This is a genomic window from Leifsonia sp. Y862 (assembly GCF_057669585.1).
This window is the reverse complement of sequence record NZ_JBYHFR010000003.1, coordinates 1-16,427: the sequence shown is the minus strand read 5'-3', so window position 1 is coordinate 16,427 and position 16,427 is coordinate 1. Positions and strand designations below refer to the sequence as shown.

The window sequence follows — 16,427 nt, the reverse complement described above, 5'->3', positions numbered from 1 at the left end:
TTATGCCATCGAATAGCCGCCTATGCCATTGAATAGCCAATGAGCAGCATGGTCACGATGAAGCCGCTCAGGAAGTTCAACCACAGGAATCGCTTCCAGCCGGCATTAGCTTGGTCTGAGCGCTCGTCTGGCACGCTGATCCACGGCAGGGCTGTGATCACGTAGGGAAGCGCGAGCACAGCGGCCAGCGGTCCTGGCCATTCAGTGAAGAGCATGAGCACCCCGGCAAGCAGCCACAGCACGATCGCCAGTCGCACAGTCACAGCCGCACCCAACACCGTTGCAATGGAACTGATGCCGGCTTCGCGGTCTGGCACGACATCCTGAACCGCGCCGAAGGCGTGACTTGCCATTCCCCAGAAGAAGAACGCCGTGAGGAGCGCCACCAGGCTTGGCGTTACATCGGCCCCCACCAGCGCAAGGCCGAAGACGGCGGGGCTCACGAAGTGGATGCTCGATGTCACCGAGTCCAGGAACGGGATCTCCTTGAATCGAAGACCTGGCACGGAGTACGCCGCAACGGCGAACAGGCTGACGGCCAGGATCGGCCAGGCCAGCGGGTGGCTCCAGCCGGCCAGCATGATCATGGCGATGAGGAAGGGGATGGCGAGGAGGATGCCGGTGAGCATCACGCGCGCATGCATGCCCGGCTCGAGCAGTGCGCCCTCCGCGCCGCCCTTGCGCGGATTCCGCAGGTCGGATTCGTAGTCGAAGACGTCATTGATCCCGTACATCAGCAGGTTGTACGGAATCAGGAAGAACACGGTGCCCACGATCAGCAGCGCATCGACCTGGCCGCCGGCCACCAGGTAGGCGGCGGCGAACGGGAACGCGGTGTTGATCCAGCTGAGAGGCCGCGACGACAGCACAATCTGGCGGATGCCCTGGGCGGCGGTCAACGTTTGCTCAGTCATTGGCGCCCTCCGCCGTCTGCAGGTCACGCGAGTTGTACGGTCGGTTGGATTCTTCGACCCCGCCGAACAGCGCCCACAGTGCGGGAAGCAGCAGGGCGCCAGCGAGGGGATAGCCGAAGTCCTCCAGCGGGGCGAGCCCGATCCTGAGCCCTGAGGTGTGCTGTGAGCTGTACTCGAACAGGCCGACGGCGATCATCAGGTTGTCGAACACGGCGGTCATGATGAATACGATCACGACCGTGCCGATGATCGCGGGCGCCGATTCCCGCGTCAGGCGTCGCATCAGCACCGCGATCGCCAGCACGACGACGGACAGTGCGATGAACGCGGCATTCAGGGCGACGTATGTCATTGCGCTCTCCTCGGTCGGCGCTCAAGGCTCGCACGGATGCGCAGCGCCCCGCGGTAGAGCACCAGGGTGAGGTAGCAGAGGAAGAGCAGGAAGACCGGCTCTTCGATGGGCAGGTTGGGCACGATCTGCACCCCGGTCATGATCTCCGTCTCGCCCCGGTAGAAGATACCCAGTCCGATGCCCGCAAGATCCCACAGCACGAAGAAGGCCAACCCGCAGGCCAGCACCAGCGCGGCCCTGGCAGGGGCGTTCCAGAACAGCAGCCGGTAGCGCCAGTCGAGCAGCGCCATGCAGCCGAGGCCGCCCAGCAGGCAGGCGAGATACAGGACGCTCATCGCGACTCGGTATTCTCGGGCACAGAATTCTGGGCTGCGGGGTTCAGGTGTGCTGGGGTGAGCGGCTCAGGCAACGGTGATGCACTTGCGTCAGAGCGGATGCGCTTGAGCATGATCTCGGCGCTGATCAGGCACATCGGCAGGCCGATCCCCGGGATCGTGCTTCCGCCGGCGTAGAACAGACCGTCGATGTGCTTCGACTTGTTCGACCCGCGGAAGAAGGCGCTCTGGCGCAGCGTGTGCGCTGGACCCAGTGCGCCGCCCTTCCAAGAGTTGAGGTCGGCGGCGAAGTCCGCAGGGCCAACGGTGCGACGTACAACGATGCGGTCGACGAGGTCGGGGATCCCGACAGATTCGGCGAGCTGGGCGATGGCCCTGTCGGCGATGGCCTCGATGGTGGGCGAGCCGGTGCCGTCGATGCCGCCGTGCCCGAGGTCGGGGTCGGCCGGGATCGGAACCAGGAGGAACAGGTTCGAATCATTATTCGGCGCCACGCTCTGGTCGGTGTAGCTCGGCATGCACGCGTAGAACGAGGCCGGCGTCGGCACGGCGGGGTGCTTCCCGAAAATCTTCCCGAAGTTCGTGGCCCAGTCGCGTGTGAAGTACAGGGTGTGGTGCGTCAGGTCCGGTATCTCGCCCCGCACGCCGAGCATGACGAGGACGGCGCCCGGCCCCGACATCCGCTTCTGCCACCAGCGTTCAGGGTACGTGCGGTGTTCTGGGGCGACCAGCTCTGTCTCTGTGTGGTGCAGGTCTGCACACGACACGACGATGTCGGCGGCGAGTTCGTGAACCTGGCCGTCTGCGCTTGAGTACCGCACGCCGGCGGCTCTCGTCTGGCGACCGGATGACGGATGCGTGAGGATGCTGCTCACCCTGGCATCCGTCGTGATCGTCACGCCTTCTGCCAGCGCCAGCGCCGCAATGCGGTCGACGATGGTGCTGAACCCGCCCTGTGGGTAGAGCACGCCGTCGTTCATGTCGAGGTGGCTCATCAGGTGGTACATGGCAGGCGTCCGATCGGGGGAGGACCCGAGGAACACAGCAGGGTAGCCGAGGATCTGCTGCAGTCGACGATCGGTGACGTATCCGGCAACGAAGCGGTCGAGAGGCTTCGTGAGCAGGGTGGTGAGGCGGCCGAGGCGACTCGTGACGGCACGGTCGATGAAGGGGCGGAACGACGCGAAGCTTGTATAGAGGAAGCGGTCGACGGCGGTGCGGTAGGTGTCTTCGGCAGAATCCAGGTAGTGATCGAGGGCGGCCCCTGCTCCCGGTTCCAGCCTCTCGAACGTGGCGACGTTGCTGGCACGATCCGTCGCAATGTCGACGGGCTCTGGATCTGACTCGAAGTAAACGCGATAGCCGGGGTCGAGCGTGGTGAGGTCGAGTTGCTCTGCGGCGCTGGTGCCGAGCAAGCGGAAGAAGTGATCGAACACCTCAGGCATGAGATACCACGACGGGCCGGTGTCGAACCGGAATCCCTTGGCCTCCCAGCTCCCAGCTCGACCGCCGAGCGTGTTGTTCGCCTCCAGCAGCGTGACAGAGTGTCCGTCCCTGGCCAGCAGGGCAGCACTGGCCAGTCCGGCGATGCCGCCGCCGATGACGATGGCCGTCTTGCTTCCGGTCATCGCTTGCGCGCCTCACTGCCGGCTGCGACCGAGATGCTGAGGGCAAGCAGCAGCTTCTGGGCGTCTGGTACCCGCACCCTGGTGGCCAGCAGGTCGGTTGCGCTTGTCGCACGCAGGCGCTTGGCCAGCATGGCGAACAGGCGATGTGCGGCGGTAACGGCCGACCGGCATCCGCCAGGCAACAGGGGGAGCGCGTTACCGGCAGCGAGCAGATCGGCGTCGATGTCGTCGAGGATGGCGTCCTTCTCCGCTTCGGTCATCTGGGTTGGATCGACCCCTGGAAAGTAGTTGCGTCCGAGCATCTCGCTGTCGCAGGCGAGGTCGCGCAGGAAATTGATCTTCTGGAAGGCGGCGCCAAGGCTCTGCGCCCCTGAGCGCAAAATTCCTGCCTCGTCAGGGGTGCGGGTTTCGCCTACCTCGAACGCGCAGAGGCACATCAAGCCGATGACCTCAGCGGAGCCGTAGATGTATTCCGCGACGCCGGCTGGCGTGAACGGCGCTGGGTCGAGGTCGCGCCTCATCGACGCGAAGAACGGTGCGGTGAGGGTGTCGTCGATGCCGGTTTCCCTGGCAGTCAGTGCGAAGGCATGCACGACAAGGTTCGTGCTGTAGCCCCGCCTGGTAGCCGCCTGCGTCTCACGTTCGAGGTCATCGAGCAGTTCACGCTGCTCATGAATGGTGAGACCTGCACCGGCCGCCGCGCCATCGACGATTTCATCTGCAATACGCACGAGCGCGTAAATGGCGCGGATGTGCTCCCGCGTGCGGGACTCGAGGAGGCGGGCAGCCAGCCCGAACGACGTTGAGTACTGGCCGATCACCACGGCAGAGCTGGCCAGCGCAGCGGCATTGTATTGAGCGATGCCGGTGACGTCCGCTGTGCGCTTGCCTGTCATTGCTGACGATTCACAGCGCTATCGGCCAGCTCGCCCAGCGTGGCGCGCAGCCGGTCGGGCAAATGCGGGGAGTTAAGGGTCCTGACGGCCCGTGCGGCGTAGTCCTCCGTCAGCTCGTGCACGGCCTGCAGGGCTCCGCTTGAACGAAGATTCGTCCTGACAAGACTGGCCTCGGCCTCGCCGGCGTTGGGTGCACCGAGATGCGGAGCGATCACCGGCCAGGCCTTCGTGGTGCGTGCGCAGGCCATCAGCGCGGTCTGCTTGCCCTCGCGCAGGTCGCTCAGTGCACTCTTGCCCGTGATCTCCGGGTCGCCGAAGACACCCAGGATGTCGTCGGTCAGCTGGAAGGCCACACCGATGAGTCGTCCGAATTGCCCCAGGATTTCGAGCGTCTCCGCTGACGCCCCGGCGAGGATGGCCCCGGCCTGCAGCGGTGCCTCGAACGAGTAGACGGCAGTCTTGTGCTCCAGGGTTTCCAGCACCTGCGCGATCGTCACGGGAGTTAGCGACGCCGTGTTCGTCACGTCAGCCAGCTCGCCGGCCGCGGAGATGAAGACAGACCGATCGAGGAGGTCGAGTAGCTTTCCACGCGTGTCAGCGTCGGTATCAAGGGTGGCGAGGGAACGATGCGCTTCGCTGAGAGCGAGGTCGCCAGCCAGGATCCCGGCCGTCACGGCCCAGACGCCTGCCTGGTCTGGAGAGGCGCCCTGGCTGAGTGCCCGCGCCGTGAACTCGCCGGCTATATTCGCCGTGCCACGCCGGGTGAGATCGCGGTCGATCACATCGTCGTGAATGATGAACGCGGTGTGCAGGAGCTCAAAGCTGACGGCGACGGGGGTGACGAGGCTCTGGTCTCGACCGCCCAAGCCGGAGTATGCGGCAAAGACAAGAGCGGGGCGCATCCGTTTGCCGCCATTGCTTGCGTTCGCAAAGGCATCCCAGAGGGCGACGTAGTGATCGCCGTAGTCACTGGCGCGTAGCCGGGCCGCGGCGAGCAGGCGCTGCAGCTCTGTCTCGACGCCAGCCGAGGTTAGTTCAGGCACGGAACACCTCCAGCTCGTTGACCTGGAGAACCATCCACGGGCTGAACGCCCACGGGGTCTCCTGTACGGAGGTGCGCAGACTCGCGAGGTCGACCCAGGTGTAGTCCATGACCTCGTCGGGGTTCGGCACCGGTTCTGCGGAAGTGGTCGCGATGTAGACAGGGCAGAGCTCGTTCTCGACGATGCCGCTCGCATCCGTTGCGCGGTAGCGGAACAGGGGAAGGGCGATCGTGGTGTCGGAGATCGGCAGGTTCAGCTCGTACTCTGCGCGTCGGCTCACGGCCGTGATGAGCGGTTCAGCCGGCAGCGGATGCCCGCACAGCGAGTTGGTCCAGACGCCAGGCCAGGTGAGCTTTGACAGCGCTCTTCGTGTGATGAGCACCTGCCCGCGCTCATTGAAGACATAACAGGAGAATGCGAGGTGCAGGGAGGTATCAGCTCCGTGGACACTGGCCTTGGGGGCAGTGCCAATCTCGCGGCCATCGTCATCGACCAGGATGACGAGCTCTTCGCGCTGTGCCGTGTTCAGCATGGGCTCATCCTCTCGCGATACTTCCATCCCGGGAAGGATCGAATCCTCACATCAGAAATCACTAACCAAGTTAGGTAGATCAACGTTAGCATGGAGTCATGACAGATTGGGAGGCCCCGGAGACGACGGATTCGTACTGGTATGACGAAGACGTGGAAGACGTTGAAAGGGCAATCCTGGTGTTGCGGGCACTGCGCCGCTTCAAGGCCGCTGACTCTGCGATGCGTGCTAAAACGCAGGCAGACATGGACATGAACGAGACCGACCTGCTGGCGCTCCGGCATCTCATAGCCGCTGAAGCCAGGGGTCACCAGGTCGGGCCGAAAGAGCTCGCGTCCGTTCTCGGAATCAGCTCTGCGGCGACGGCCAAACTGCTGGCCAGGCTGTCGCGGTCAGGGCACATCACCCGCGAACCGCATCCGACCGATCGTCGTGCCCAAATTGTGCATCCGTCTCCCGATGCCCATCACGAGGTGCGCAAAACGCTCGGTGATATGCACGAGCGGATGCTGGCCGTCGCCCACGACCGCACGCCAGCCGATCAGAGGGCCATCATCAGCTTCCTCGACGACCTGAGCGGGGCTGTCACAACAGCTGACGAAACACACAACGAATCGCGGCGATCAGCCGCCCACCACCGAAGGGTGTCCGAATGAACTACCGAATGATCGGTGCGAAGATCGTGGTCGGAACGCGTATCCGCGTGGCGGGCGCCCGATGACCGCGGATCGGCGCCGGTGGGCCGGCCTCGTCTTCATCAGCATCGCCGTCGCGCTGATCATCGTTGACTCGACAATCGTCAACGTCGTTATCCCGTCGATCGTCGACGACCTCGCGATCACCTCGACCCAGGTGCAGTGGGTTCAGGAGAGCTACACGCTGGTGTTCGCGGCACTGCTGCTGGTGTTCGGAAGCCTGAGCGACAGGTACGGACGTCGGCGCATCCTGATTATTGGTGTGGTGATCTTCGCCATCGCATCCGTCTTCGCCGGCCTGGCGCAATCCGGCGACCTGTTGATCGCCGCGCGGCTCCTGCAGGGCGTGGGTGGCGCGATGGTGCTCCCGACGACGCTCTCGCTCATCAATGCCACGTTCAGGGGCAAGGAGCGCGGCATTGCGTTCGCGATCTGGGGCTCGACGATCGGCGGAATGGTTGCCGTCGGTCCACTGCTGGGCGGCTGGCTCGCCACGTCGTTCTCCTGGCGCTGGGCATTCGGCATCAACATCCCCTTCGCGATCATCATCATCGCCGGCGTGCTGCTCTGCGTCGCAGAGTCGAAGGAGCATGGCGCACCCCGCCGCATCGACGTCGTCGGCGCTCTCCTCTCTATGGTGCTGTTCTCAACCCTGGTCTTCGGTCTCATCGAAGGACGCACCTATGGGTGGTGGCTGAGCCGCGACCGCGCGCCATTCGTCATCGGCGACTGGACCTGGCCGTTCGAGCTGTCGCCCATCCCCGTCGCGTTCGCCATCACCGTGCTGTCTGGGATTGCGTTCGTCTGGTGGGGCATCCGCCGCCAGCGTGCCGGACGCTCAACGCTGCTTGCCTTCTCGCTATTCACCATCCCGTCGTTCCGCAACGGCAACATCGCTGCGCTGATCGTTTCACTCGGTGAGTTCGGCATCATCCTCTCCCTGCCGCTGTGGCTGCAGAACGTGCTCGGCTATGACGCCCTGCAGACCGGCTTTGTGCTGCTCGCGCTCGCCGCAGGTTCATTCGTGGCGAGCGGTGTCTCCGGTGCGTTCGGAGGTCGGGTCGCCCCTGAGGTTGTGGTGCGCATCGGCATCGTCGCCGAGATCCTGGGTGTCGCAGGGCTCGGGTTCGCAATCTCAGCCACGGCGACCTGGGTCATCGTTGTGCCGTTCCTCTTTGTCTACGGCATCGGTGTCGGCCTGGCCACGGCACAGCTCACCGGCGTCGTCCTGAAGGATGTCCCTGTCGACAAGAGCGGCCAGGGGTCTGCAACGCAGAGCACGTCGAGGCAGATCGGCTCGGCGCTCGGCATCGCGGTACTCGGTACCGTGCTGTTCACCTCAGTCGGCGCATCGCTCGACGCGAAGCTCAGCGACCTGCCAGAGGCGGCGCGCAGCGAGATCGTCAATGCAGTGGTCGACAGCGCAGGTGGCGCCATTCCAGCACTCGAGGCGCAGAGTCCAGCAGTAGCGGATGCCGCCCGCGAGGCCTTCAGCGAGGGAACGCGCTACTCGGCGTTTGCCGCAGCAGGCTTCCTGGTGATCGGACTCGCTGCCACGCTGCGGCTGTCCGCAGCGCGGAAGCCGGAGGAGGATGAAGAGGCCGGCGCCGACAGTGGTGCCATGGCTGGCGCAACCACTGGTGAACCGAGGCAGGCGGCGTCAGACTAACCAGCGACGAAAGGTGATCCCGTGAGCTCTCGCACCGAACAATTCTGGACTGCTGATCCGTCCGATCTGCTTCGCGTTGGGGAGGGATTCCAGCTGTCCGCGCTGAAAACCGACTCGTCGCCTGGGTTCCACGGCGGCAAGTCGCGCGGAACGAAGGCACTCGCCACGGGAGCAGGCATCCTCTCAGACCTGCAGGAGCAGTTCTTCGCGAACAGCACGACGGGCGACAACCGCAAAGTCCTGCTGGTGTTGCAGGCGATGGACACGGCAGGCAAGGGTGGAATTGTGCGCCATGTTGTCGGGGCCGTCGATCCGCAAGGCGTCGATCACATCGCCTTCAAAGCGCCGACGCAGGCAGAACTCCGGCATGACTTCCTGTGGCGCATCAGGAGACGCGTTCCTGGCGCAGGAAAGCTCGGTGTCTTCGACCGTTCGCACTACGAGGATGTGCTGATCGGCCGGGTACGCCAGCTCGCGCCGCCGGCAGAGATTGAGAAACGCTACGGCGTGATCAACGCGTTCGAGCAGGAACTCATCGACGACGACACCACGATCATCAAGGTGATGCTGCACCTCGGCAAGGACGAACAGAAGCGGCGGCTGGCCGCCAGGCTGAGCCGCCCTGACAAATACTGGAAGTACAACCCCAGCGACGTCGACGAACGCCTGCTCTGGGACGACTACCAGGCCGCGTACCAGATCGCCCTTGAACGCACGTCGGTGTCAGACGCGCCCTGGTACGTGATTCCCGCCGACAGGAAGTGGTACGCCAGGCTCGCCGTGCAGCATCTCCTGATCGATGCGTTCACGGCAATGAAGCTCACGTGGCCGCCCGCCGACTACGACGTTCGGGCGGAGAGAGAGCGAGTCGCGGCGTCGTGATTTAGCCGAATGCCCGAGCTAGCCGAACGCTTCCACGATCGGCCTGAACTTCATCTTGGTCTCCGCCAGCTCCCGCTCCGGCTCTGAGTCGAGCACGATTCCGCAGCCGGCGTATGCCGTGATGTCGCCATCGGGGGTGACCTGGGCAGAGCGCAAGGCAATGGCCCACTCGCCGTCGCCATCCGCTCCCACCCAGCCGACGGGGCCGGCGTAGCGACCACGGTCGAACGGCTCGAGCTCGCGAATGAGCGCGAGCGCCTCCTGCGTCGGTGTGCCGGCGACGGCGGCCGTCGGGTGCATGGCCGCGATGAGGTCGAGCGACGTCGATCCGTCACTCAGGGTGCCCTCGATGTCGGTGGCCAGGTGCCACAGGTTGGGCAGCTTCAGGGTGAATGGGATTTCACTCGCGGTGAGGTGGGAGGTGTGCGGGCGCAGCGACCCGAGCACACTCTGCACCGCAAACTCATGTTCGTCGGCGTCCTTGGTCGAGGTGACCAGGGCAAGCGCGGCCTCGGTGTCGGCCTCTGCGTCAGCGCCGCGCGACATCGTGCCGGCCAGTACGCGGGCGTTCACCTCGCCGTGATCAGCGCGGATCAGCGTCTCAGGGCTCGAACCGATGAGCCCGTCGACCGCGTAGGTCCAGCAGTCCGGGTATCCGAGCGCCAGCTCGGTGATGGCACGGCGAACGTCGGATTCGACGGGGAGACGGCCGACGAGGTCGCGGGCCAGTACGACCTTGCTCACGTCCTGGTCACTGATGTGCGTGATGGCGCTGGCCACGGCGTCGCGGTAGCCATCAGGGCTGAGCGCGCCTGGGAGCAGCGAGATGCGGTACTCGTCGCCGAGTGGGGTGAGTACGAGGGGGATGTCAGGCGCTGCCTGCCCGGTCGGCCACACGCGGGTGACCCAGCAGACACCGTTCTCGCGGCCCACGATCACCTCTGGAACGATGAGCACGCTGGTCTGGGCCGACGTGTCGTCGAAGGCAAACGCGCCAAATGCCACGAGACCGGTTCCGGTGCGCGCCAACGGGTCTGTCACCGTGGCGGCCTCGACGACGTCGCGCCACGCTGCCGCGGCATCCGCCATGCGAGTCGGTCCGCTGAACTCCAGGCGCAGCGCTGTACCGATACCGGCGAGGCCTTGATTGCGTCGCATCCAGAGCAGCGGGTCGTGCTGGTCAAGCAGGAGTACCAACTGGCGGATGTCGGCGAGGGGGGTGGTTTCGACCGTCAAAGCCTGTGCATTCACTCCCTCAGCCTACGCCCGTGCGTGCGCGCGATCATGCGGCGTGCTGCGCGCGCAGCGGCAACCTAGACTGGAGGGGTGAATAGAGCAGACCTCAGCAAGCAGCCGGAGCAGATTGCCGCCATGTTTGACCAGGTCTCCACGCACTACGACCGCACCAATGCCGTGCTGTCTGTGGGGCAGGACAGCCTGTGGCGCATTGCGACGACCAAGGCCGTCGACCCGAAACCGGGGGAGCGCATCCTCGATGTGGCTGCTGGCACAGGAACCTCAAGCGCCGCACTCACCAAGACAGGCGCCCACGTGGTCGCCGCTGATTTCTCGGCGGGCATGATCTCGGTCGGGCGCGAGCGCCAGGCAGGCAACTCCCGGGTTGAGTTCGTGCAAGCGGATGCCACAGCGCTTCCCTTCGCCGACAACGAGTTTGACGCCGTCACCATTTCGTTCGGCCTGCGCAACGTCGTCGAACCGCAGAAGGCACTCGCCGAGTTCTACCGGGTCACCAAGCCCGGCGGGCGCGTCGTCATCTGCGAATTCACGACTCCGCCATTCGCGCCATTCAGGGCCGTCTACTTCGCCTACTTGAAGTACGTGATGCCGAAAATCGTCAGGCTCGCCTCCTCCAACGTCGAGGCGTATGACTACCTCGGCGAATCGATCAAGGCCTGGCCCAAGCAGAAAGAGCTGAGTGCCTGGCTTCGACGGGCGGGCTATACCTCGGTGGCTTACCGTAATCTGACATTCGGCATCGCGGCATTGCACCGCGGCGTGAAACCAAGCAATTCCGCATCCTGAGCCCCTCCCCAGTAGCGATCGTTAGGCTAACAGAGTGAATCCGAGCGTCCCCGTGGTCCGTCGCAGTGCGTCGATAACGTCGCAGCTCGGTCTCACCGATCGCATTTTCTCCACGAAATCAGACCGTGGACTGGCCTCCGACATCGATCAAGGCCTCGACAAGGTCGAAGACGCGCTGAACGCTGAGATCACCTTCGCTGACCAGATCGCGAACGTCACCGGCCGCTACCTGCTTGAAGCCGGCGGCAAGCGCGTGCGTCCCATGCTCGCCCTGCTCACCGCGCACCTGGGTCGCGGCGGCGTCCCAGACGTGATCACCGCAGCTGCAGCCATCGAGGTCACCCACCTGGCGTCGCTGTACCACGACGACGTCATGGACGACGCAGACAAACGCCGTGGCGTGCCCAGTGCACAGACCGTGTGGGGCAACTCAGTTGCCATCCTCACCGGCGACCTGCTGTTCGCGCGCGCCAGCCAGTTGATGGCGCGGCTCGGCGAGCGTGCCATCCGCCTCCAGGCCGACACGTTCGAGCGGCTGGTCCTTGGCCAGCTGCACGAGACACTCGGCCCGCAGAACGGCGAAGACCCGGTCCAGCACTACATCCAGGTGCTGGCAGACAAGACGGGGTCGCTCATCGCGGCATCCGCTCAGGCCGGCATCGCCTTCTCAGGTGCCCCAGCCGAGTTCGAGACGCCCGTCGTTGAGTTCGGCGAGAAGATCGGCATCGCCTTCCAGCTCATCGACGATGTCATCGACCTCTCGCCACAGCCGGAGACAACCGGCAAGGTGCCAGGCACCGACCTGCGCGCAGGGGTCGAAACACTTCCACTGCTTCGCTTGCGGGAACGCGCAGAAACGGATGCTCTGGCCGCCGACCTGCTCGCCCGTCTCGACGCAGACGTGATGGGCAGCTCCCTCGCGGGCGCTGGCCGTACAGACGCCGCTGACTCCGCGATCACCGCGCTTCGTGAGCACGACGTCACCGCCCAGACGCTGACAGAGGCGCACCGCTGGGCCAGGGATGCCGTTGCATCCCTCGCTCCGCTGCCGTCCGGTTCAGTCAAGAAGGCGCTCACCAAATTCGCCGAGACTATCGTCGAACGATCCAGCTAGAAAGGCACCCCCATGACCAAGTTGCGATTGGCCATCGTCGGCGCAGGACCCGCTGGCATCTACGCCGCAGACATCCTCCTCAAGGCAGAGCGGAACTTCGACGTTTCGATCGACCTCTTCGATCACCTTCCTGCTCCGTACGGACTGGTCCGGTACGGCGTAGCGCCTGACCACCCCCGCATCAAGGGCATCATCAACGCGCTGCGCGATGTGCTCGACCGGGGCGATATTCGCCTGTTCGGAAACGTCCACTACGGCACAGACATCACGCTTGAAGACCTGAAGAAGCACTACAACGCCGTCATCTTCGCAACGGGTGCCGTGCGAGACGCAGACCTGAACATTCCCGGCATCGAGCTTGAGGGCTCGTATGGGGCAGCTGAGTTCGTCAGCTGGTTCGATGGTCACCCCGATTTCCCGCGCGAATGGCCCCTCGATGCCAAGGAGGTCGCGGTCATCGGCAACGGAAACGTCGCTCTCGATGTGTCCCGCATCCTGGCCAAGCACGCCGACGACCTCTTGTCGACCGAGATCCCGGCCAACGTCTACGAGGGGCTGAAGGCCTCCCCGGTGACCGACGTGCACGTCTTTGGGCGCCGCGGTCCGACATCCGTCAAATTCACTCCGCTTGAGCTCCGCGAGCTCGGCGAGCTGCGCGACGTTGACATGATCGTCTACGACGAAGACTTCGACTACGACGATGCGGCGCGCAACGCCGTGGCAAGCAACAAGCAGGTCTTCGTCATCGACAAGGTGCTGAACCAGTGGCGGAAGCGCGAGACCGGCCAGGCCAGTCGTCGCCTGCACCTGCACTTCTTCTCAAAGCCCATCGAGATTGTCGATGACGGCTCAGGCCACGTCGGCGCGATCCGGTTCGAGCGCACCGCACCCGACGGTGAGGGCGGAGTCATCGGCACCGGTGAGATCCGTGAACTTCCGATTCAGGCCGTGTACCGGGCTGTCGGCTACTTCGGTTCTCCGCTGGCCGACATCCCGTTCGACAAGAAGCGCGGCGTTGTCCCGAACCGCGAAGGCCAGGTATTGCGCAAGGACCCCACCTCTGGCTCGGCCGGCGCGAACGAACAGATGTATGGCGTTTACGCCACAGGGTGGATCAAGCGTGGGCCCGTCGGGCTCATCGGCCACACCAAGTCGGACGCCATGGAGACGGTTCGCCATCTCATCAATGACTCCGGCGACTGGTGGCACCCTGAGTCGCCCTCTGAGGAGAGCGTCGTCGAGATGCTTGATTCACGCGGCATCCACTACACAGACCTGAGCGGATGGCACAACCTCGACCAGCACGAGCTCGCGCTCGGTGAGGCTGAGGGGCGCACCCGTATCAAGGTCGTTCCGCGTGAGGAAATGGTCAAGGTCTCGCGCGCCGACTAGTCGGGGACAGGGGGAGTAGCCTCCTGGCATGACGGCTCCACAGGAAAGCGGTTGGGTTCCAGACGTCCTGGGTGAACACTTCGAGCAGCTGACCCTGCCGCTTCGCCCTGACAACGAGGGCGAGGTCGTCGCGACGCTGGTGCGCTACTCGCCACCTTTCCGGTGGGAGTTCTCGCGGCCGCCGGCGATGAATGCCGACGTCCTGTACGTGCACGGCTGGTCTGACTACTTCTTCCAGACCGAGCTTGCTGAGTACTGGCACAACGCTGGAGCCCGCTTTTACGCGGTCGACTTGCGGAAATACGGTCGCAGCCTGCGCAACTATCAGACGCCGGGGTTCATCACCGACCTCATCGACTACGACGAGGACATTGAATCGGCCCTGGCCGCCATGGGGCATGCGCCCGGCTCGTCGAACAAACGGCCGCTCATCCTGATGGGTCACTCCACCGGGGGCCTGACGTTCAGCCTGTGGGTAGACCGCCACCCCGGCCGGGTTGCGGCGCTGGTCTTGAACAGCCCGTGGCTTGAGTTCCAGGCGACGGGGGTCGGCCGGGTCGCTATTCTCCCTATTGTGCAGATCGGCGCGATCGTCGATCCGCTGGCCCCACTCCCGAACGTCGACTTGGGTTTCTACACCCGAACGGTGTCCGCTGCCCAGGATGGCGCGTGGACGTACAACCTCGAGTGGCGTCCGCCCCGCGGGTTCACCACGCACCCTGCCTGGTTGCGCGCGGTTCTCGCCGGACACACGAGGGTCGCGAACGGCCTCACCATCGACGCCCCGGTTTTCATGTTGCTGTCCGCTCGCTCGCTCCTGCTGCCCAAATGGACACCGGAGATGAAGACGGCCGACATCGTGCTGCGAGTGGACGACATCGCGGTGCGCGCCACGAAGCTGGGGCCTGCAGTCACCCTTGTTCGAATCGACAACGCCCTGCACGATATCTTCCTGTCGACCGAGCCTGTGCGCTTTGCCGCGTATCGGCAACTCACCCGGTGGCTGCGGGCATATCTGGGCCGATAATCGTCTCAAATCTCCCCTCCACTATCGCCACCCTGGCTGACAGAATGAGCGCATGACTGCTGCCGATCCGGCCACGTTGGCCCCTTTCTCTTTCAAAGTCGCCGACCTGTCTCTTGCCGAAGCTGGTCGTCATCAGCTGCGGCTGGCCGAAAACGAGATGCCGGGTTTGATGGCACTCAGGGCCGAGTTCGCCCAGTCGGCACCGCTTGCCGGTGCGCGGATCGCCGGGTCCCTGCACATGACGGTCCAGACTGCGGTGTTGATTGAGACGCTGGTCGCCCTCGGTGCGCAGGTGCGCTGGGCCAGCTGCAATATCTTCTCGACGCAGAATGAGGCTGCCGCTGCGATCGCCGTCGGACCGACGGGCACCCCAGACGCTCCGGCCGGTGTGCCGGTGTTCGCCTGGAAGGGGGAAACGCTCGAGGAGTATTGGTGGTGCACAGAGCAGATCTTCGACTGGAGTGCAGAAGCGGCCGCGGCCGGCGAAAGCTGGGTTGGGCCGAACATGATCCTTGACGACGGCGGCGATGCAACGCTGCTCGTGCACAAAGGACGCGAGTTCGAGCTGGCTCGTGCCGTGCCAAGCGCTGCGAGCGGTGACAGTCACGAGTATCGCGTGATCCTTGACTCGCTCCGCCGTTCCCTCGACCTGGCACCGGATCGTTGGACGCATATCGCCACCGAGATCATGGGCGTGACTGAGGAGACAACAACGGGGGTGCACCGCCTCTACGAGCTCGCCGCTTCCGGCCAGCTCCTGTTCCCCGCGATCAACGTCAATGATTCGGTCACCAAATCGAAGTTCGACAACAAGTACGGCATCCGGCACTCGCTGCCAGATGGCCTCAACAGGGCAACGGATGTCCTCATCGGCGGCAAGGTCGTGTTGGTCGCCGGCTACGGCGATGTGGGTAAGGGCGCAGCCGAAGCACTTCGCGGGCAGGGTGCACGTGTCATCGTGAGCGAAATCGACCCCATCAACGCACTGCAGGCAGCCATGGACGGATTCCAGGTGGCCACGATCGAATCCGTCGCAGGGCAGGCCGACATCTTCGTCACCTGCACAGGCAACGTCAACGTGATCACTACGGAGCACATGCTCCAGATGAAGCACCTCGCGATCGTGTCCAACGTTGGGCACTTCGACAACGAGATCGACATGGCGAGCCTGGAGAATCTTCCGGGTGCGGTGAAGGTTGAGATCAAGCCGCAGGTGCATGAGTGGCGGTTGCCGAATGGCCGCAGCATCCTCGTGTTGTCAGAGGGCCGGCTGATGAACCTCGGTAATGCCACCGGGCACCCGTCGTTCGTGATGAGCAACTCGTTCACCAACCAGGTGCTGGCGCAGATCGAGCTGTACTGCTCCCCGGAGAAGTACCCGATCGGTGTGTACGTGTTGCCGAAGCACCTCGATGAGAAAGTCGCCAGACTGCACCTCGATGCTCTGGGCGTCGAGCTCACAATTCTCACTCCTGAGCAGGCGGCATACATCGGCGTTCCCGTTGACGGACCGTACAAGGCCGACCACTACAGGTACTGACAAATAGCCACGTTTAGCCCGACACGCCCGGGGTGTGGCGTGCTTTTGACGGGTCTCTGGGATGGCCGTAATGTATCTATACGTACCCCAAAGGTGCGGGTGAGCGGATCAGCTCCCCGGCCTCAAGCGGGACCAACTCCTAAGCTTTTACCTCTCTGGTTTCCCTTTGTGAAATCGGGGTTGGTTGCTTAGGATTGATATTCCTTCCTCTCGTATCCTTCGTTGATTCGTGTGAGTGTTTCGGTGTGTGCTTTGTGCACGGCTGGAACATGAAAAACACACGATTTGACACGCTGGACACGGAGGGGTAAGGTAGAGAAGTTGCCCCGGAGCGACAGCCGTAAGGCCTGAAGTCGGGTGCGTCC

The 16,427-nt window shown here is 64.2% G+C and carries 16 protein-coding genes; 8 read left to right on the top strand and 8 right to left on the bottom strand.

Features of this window, described 5'->3' with window-relative positions:
* Window positions 1-20: 20 nt before the first annotated feature.
* The 7 genes from AC25Z0_RS14370 to idi are packed head-to-tail and all read right to left on the bottom strand — an operon-like array spanning window position 21 to window position 5,700.
* Window positions 21-914, bottom strand: coding sequence for a prenyltransferase (locus AC25Z0_RS14370; RefSeq protein ID WP_488121491.1), 894 nt, complete (start codon window positions 912-914; stop codon window positions 21-23).
* A complete protein-coding gene (locus AC25Z0_RS14365; protein ID WP_488121490.1) occupies window positions 907-1,266 on the bottom strand; it encodes a lycopene cyclase domain-containing protein in 360 nt (119 codons plus the stop codon). The genes AC25Z0_RS14370 and AC25Z0_RS14365 overlap by 8 nt, the downstream gene beginning before the upstream one ends.
* Window positions 1,263-1,601 (bottom strand): lycopene cyclase domain-containing protein, encoded by a 339-nt coding sequence (locus AC25Z0_RS14360; RefSeq protein WP_488121489.1) that lies wholly within the window; start codon window positions 1,599-1,601, stop codon window positions 1,263-1,265. Before AC25Z0_RS14360 ends, AC25Z0_RS14365 begins: the two co-directional genes overlap by 4 nt.
* On the bottom strand, window positions 1,598-3,229 hold the full coding sequence (crtI, locus tag AC25Z0_RS14355; protein ID WP_488133652.1) for a phytoene desaturase family protein: 1,632 nt from the start codon (window positions 3,227-3,229) through the stop codon (window positions 1,598-1,600). The genes AC25Z0_RS14360 and crtI overlap by 4 nt, the downstream gene beginning before the upstream one ends.
* Window positions 3,226-4,125, bottom strand: a complete 900-nt coding sequence (locus tag AC25Z0_RS14350) for a phytoene/squalene synthase family protein (protein ID WP_488133651.1) — start codon at window positions 4,123-4,125, stop codon at window positions 3,226-3,228. Before AC25Z0_RS14350 ends, crtI begins: the two co-directional genes overlap by 4 nt.
* A complete protein-coding gene (locus AC25Z0_RS14345; protein ID WP_488133650.1) occupies window positions 4,122-5,168 on the bottom strand; it encodes a polyprenyl synthetase family protein in 1,047 nt (348 codons plus the stop codon). Before AC25Z0_RS14345 ends, AC25Z0_RS14350 begins: the two co-directional genes overlap by 4 nt.
* Window positions 5,161-5,700: an isopentenyl-diphosphate Delta-isomerase gene (idi, locus tag AC25Z0_RS14340; protein WP_488121485.1), complete on the bottom strand. Its 540-nt coding sequence runs from the start codon at window positions 5,698-5,700 to the stop codon at window positions 5,161-5,163. The genes AC25Z0_RS14345 and idi overlap by 8 nt, the downstream gene beginning before the upstream one ends.
* A gap of 98 nt (window positions 5,701-5,798) precedes the next feature.
* On the opposite strand from idi, the gene AC25Z0_RS14335 reads away from it, so the two are divergent.
* The 3 genes from AC25Z0_RS14335 (at window position 5,799) to AC25Z0_RS14325 (ending at window position 8,946) form a co-directional block, all read left to right on the top strand.
* Window positions 5,799-6,356, top strand: coding sequence for a MarR family winged helix-turn-helix transcriptional regulator (locus AC25Z0_RS14335; protein ID WP_488121484.1), 558 nt, complete (start codon window positions 5,799-5,801; stop codon window positions 6,354-6,356).
* 61 nt (window positions 6,357-6,417) lie between these two features.
* Window positions 6,418-8,064, top strand: a complete 1,647-nt coding sequence (locus AC25Z0_RS14330; protein WP_488133649.1) for an MFS transporter — start codon at window positions 6,418-6,420, stop codon at window positions 8,062-8,064.
* A 21-nt stretch (window positions 8,065-8,085) separates the two neighbouring features.
* Complete coding sequence (locus AC25Z0_RS14325) at window positions 8,086-8,946, top strand: PPK2 family polyphosphate kinase (protein WP_488133648.1); 861 nt, start codon at window positions 8,086-8,088, stop codon at window positions 8,944-8,946.
* Between the two features lie 18 nt (window positions 8,947-8,964).
* Here the strand turns inward: AC25Z0_RS14325 and AC25Z0_RS14320 are convergent, their stop codons facing one another.
* Complete coding sequence (locus AC25Z0_RS14320; RefSeq protein ID WP_488121481.1) at window positions 8,965-10,197, bottom strand: isochorismate synthase; 1,233 nt, start codon at window positions 10,195-10,197, stop codon at window positions 8,965-8,967.
* A 75-nt stretch (window positions 10,198-10,272) separates the two neighbouring features.
* Between AC25Z0_RS14320 and AC25Z0_RS14315 the strand changes: the two genes are divergently transcribed.
* From AC25Z0_RS14315 to ahcY, 5 genes are read left to right on the top strand one after another with little or no spacing between them, the layout of a single operon-like run.
* A complete protein-coding gene (locus AC25Z0_RS14315; protein WP_488121480.1) occupies window positions 10,273-10,989 on the top strand; it encodes a demethylmenaquinone methyltransferase in 717 nt (238 codons plus the stop codon).
* A 34-nt stretch (window positions 10,990-11,023) separates the two neighbouring features.
* Window positions 11,024-12,103, top strand: a complete 1,080-nt coding sequence (locus AC25Z0_RS14310) for a polyprenyl synthetase family protein (RefSeq protein ID WP_488121479.1) — start codon at window positions 11,024-11,026, stop codon at window positions 12,101-12,103.
* Between the two features lie 12 nt (window positions 12,104-12,115).
* The gene (locus AC25Z0_RS14305; protein WP_488133647.1) at window positions 12,116-13,495 is read left to right on the top strand and encodes an FAD-dependent oxidoreductase; all 1,380 of its coding nucleotides are present in this window, start codon (window positions 12,116-12,118) and stop codon (window positions 13,493-13,495) included.
* A gap of 28 nt (window positions 13,496-13,523) precedes the next feature.
* Complete coding sequence (locus AC25Z0_RS14300) at window positions 13,524-14,522, top strand: alpha/beta hydrolase (RefSeq protein WP_488133646.1); 999 nt, start codon at window positions 13,524-13,526, stop codon at window positions 14,520-14,522.
* Between the two features lie 52 nt (window positions 14,523-14,574).
* Window positions 14,575-16,062 (top strand): adenosylhomocysteinase, encoded by a 1,488-nt coding sequence (gene ahcY / locus AC25Z0_RS14295; protein WP_488121476.1) that lies wholly within the window; start codon window positions 14,575-14,577, stop codon window positions 16,060-16,062.
* Window positions 16,063-16,427: the final 365 nt, after the last annotated feature.

What these genes read in the sequence shown, in the direction of transcription:
- AC25Z0_RS14370 (WP_488121491.1), bottom strand. Translation starts at nt 914, where the DNA reads ATGACTGAGCAAACGTTGACCGCCGCCCAGGGCATCCGCCAGATTGTG.
- AC25Z0_RS14365 (WP_488121490.1), bottom strand. Translation starts at nt 1,266, where the DNA reads ATGACATACGTCGCCCTGAATGCCGCGTTCATCGCACTGTCCGTCGTC.
- AC25Z0_RS14360 (WP_488121489.1), bottom strand. Translation starts at nt 1,601, where the DNA reads ATGAGCGTCCTGTATCTCGCCTGCCTGCTGGGCGGCCTCGGCTGCATG.
- crtI (WP_488133652.1), bottom strand. Translation starts at nt 3,229, where the DNA reads ATGACCGGAAGCAAGACGGCCATCGTCATCGGCGGCGGCATCGCCGGA.
- AC25Z0_RS14350 (WP_488133651.1), bottom strand. Translation starts at nt 4,125, where the DNA reads ATGACAGGCAAGCGCACAGCGGACGTCACCGGCATCGCTCAATACAAT.
- idi (WP_488121485.1), bottom strand. Translation starts at nt 5,700, where the DNA reads ATGCTGAACACGGCACAGCGCGAAGAGCTCGTCATCCTGGTCGATGAC.
- AC25Z0_RS14335 (WP_488121484.1), top strand. Translation starts at nt 5,799, where the DNA reads ATGACAGATTGGGAGGCCCCGGAGACGACGGATTCGTACTGGTATGAC.
- AC25Z0_RS14330 (WP_488133649.1), top strand. Translation starts at nt 6,418, where the DNA reads ATGACCGCGGATCGGCGCCGGTGGGCCGGCCTCGTCTTCATCAGCATC.
- AC25Z0_RS14305 (WP_488133647.1), top strand. Translation starts at nt 12,116, where the DNA reads ATGACCAAGTTGCGATTGGCCATCGTCGGCGCAGGACCCGCTGGCATC.
- AC25Z0_RS14300 (WP_488133646.1), top strand. Translation starts at nt 13,524, where the DNA reads ATGACGGCTCCACAGGAAAGCGGTTGGGTTCCAGACGTCCTGGGTGAA.
- ahcY (WP_488121476.1), top strand. Translation starts at nt 14,575, where the DNA reads ATGACTGCTGCCGATCCGGCCACGTTGGCCCCTTTCTCTTTCAAAGTC.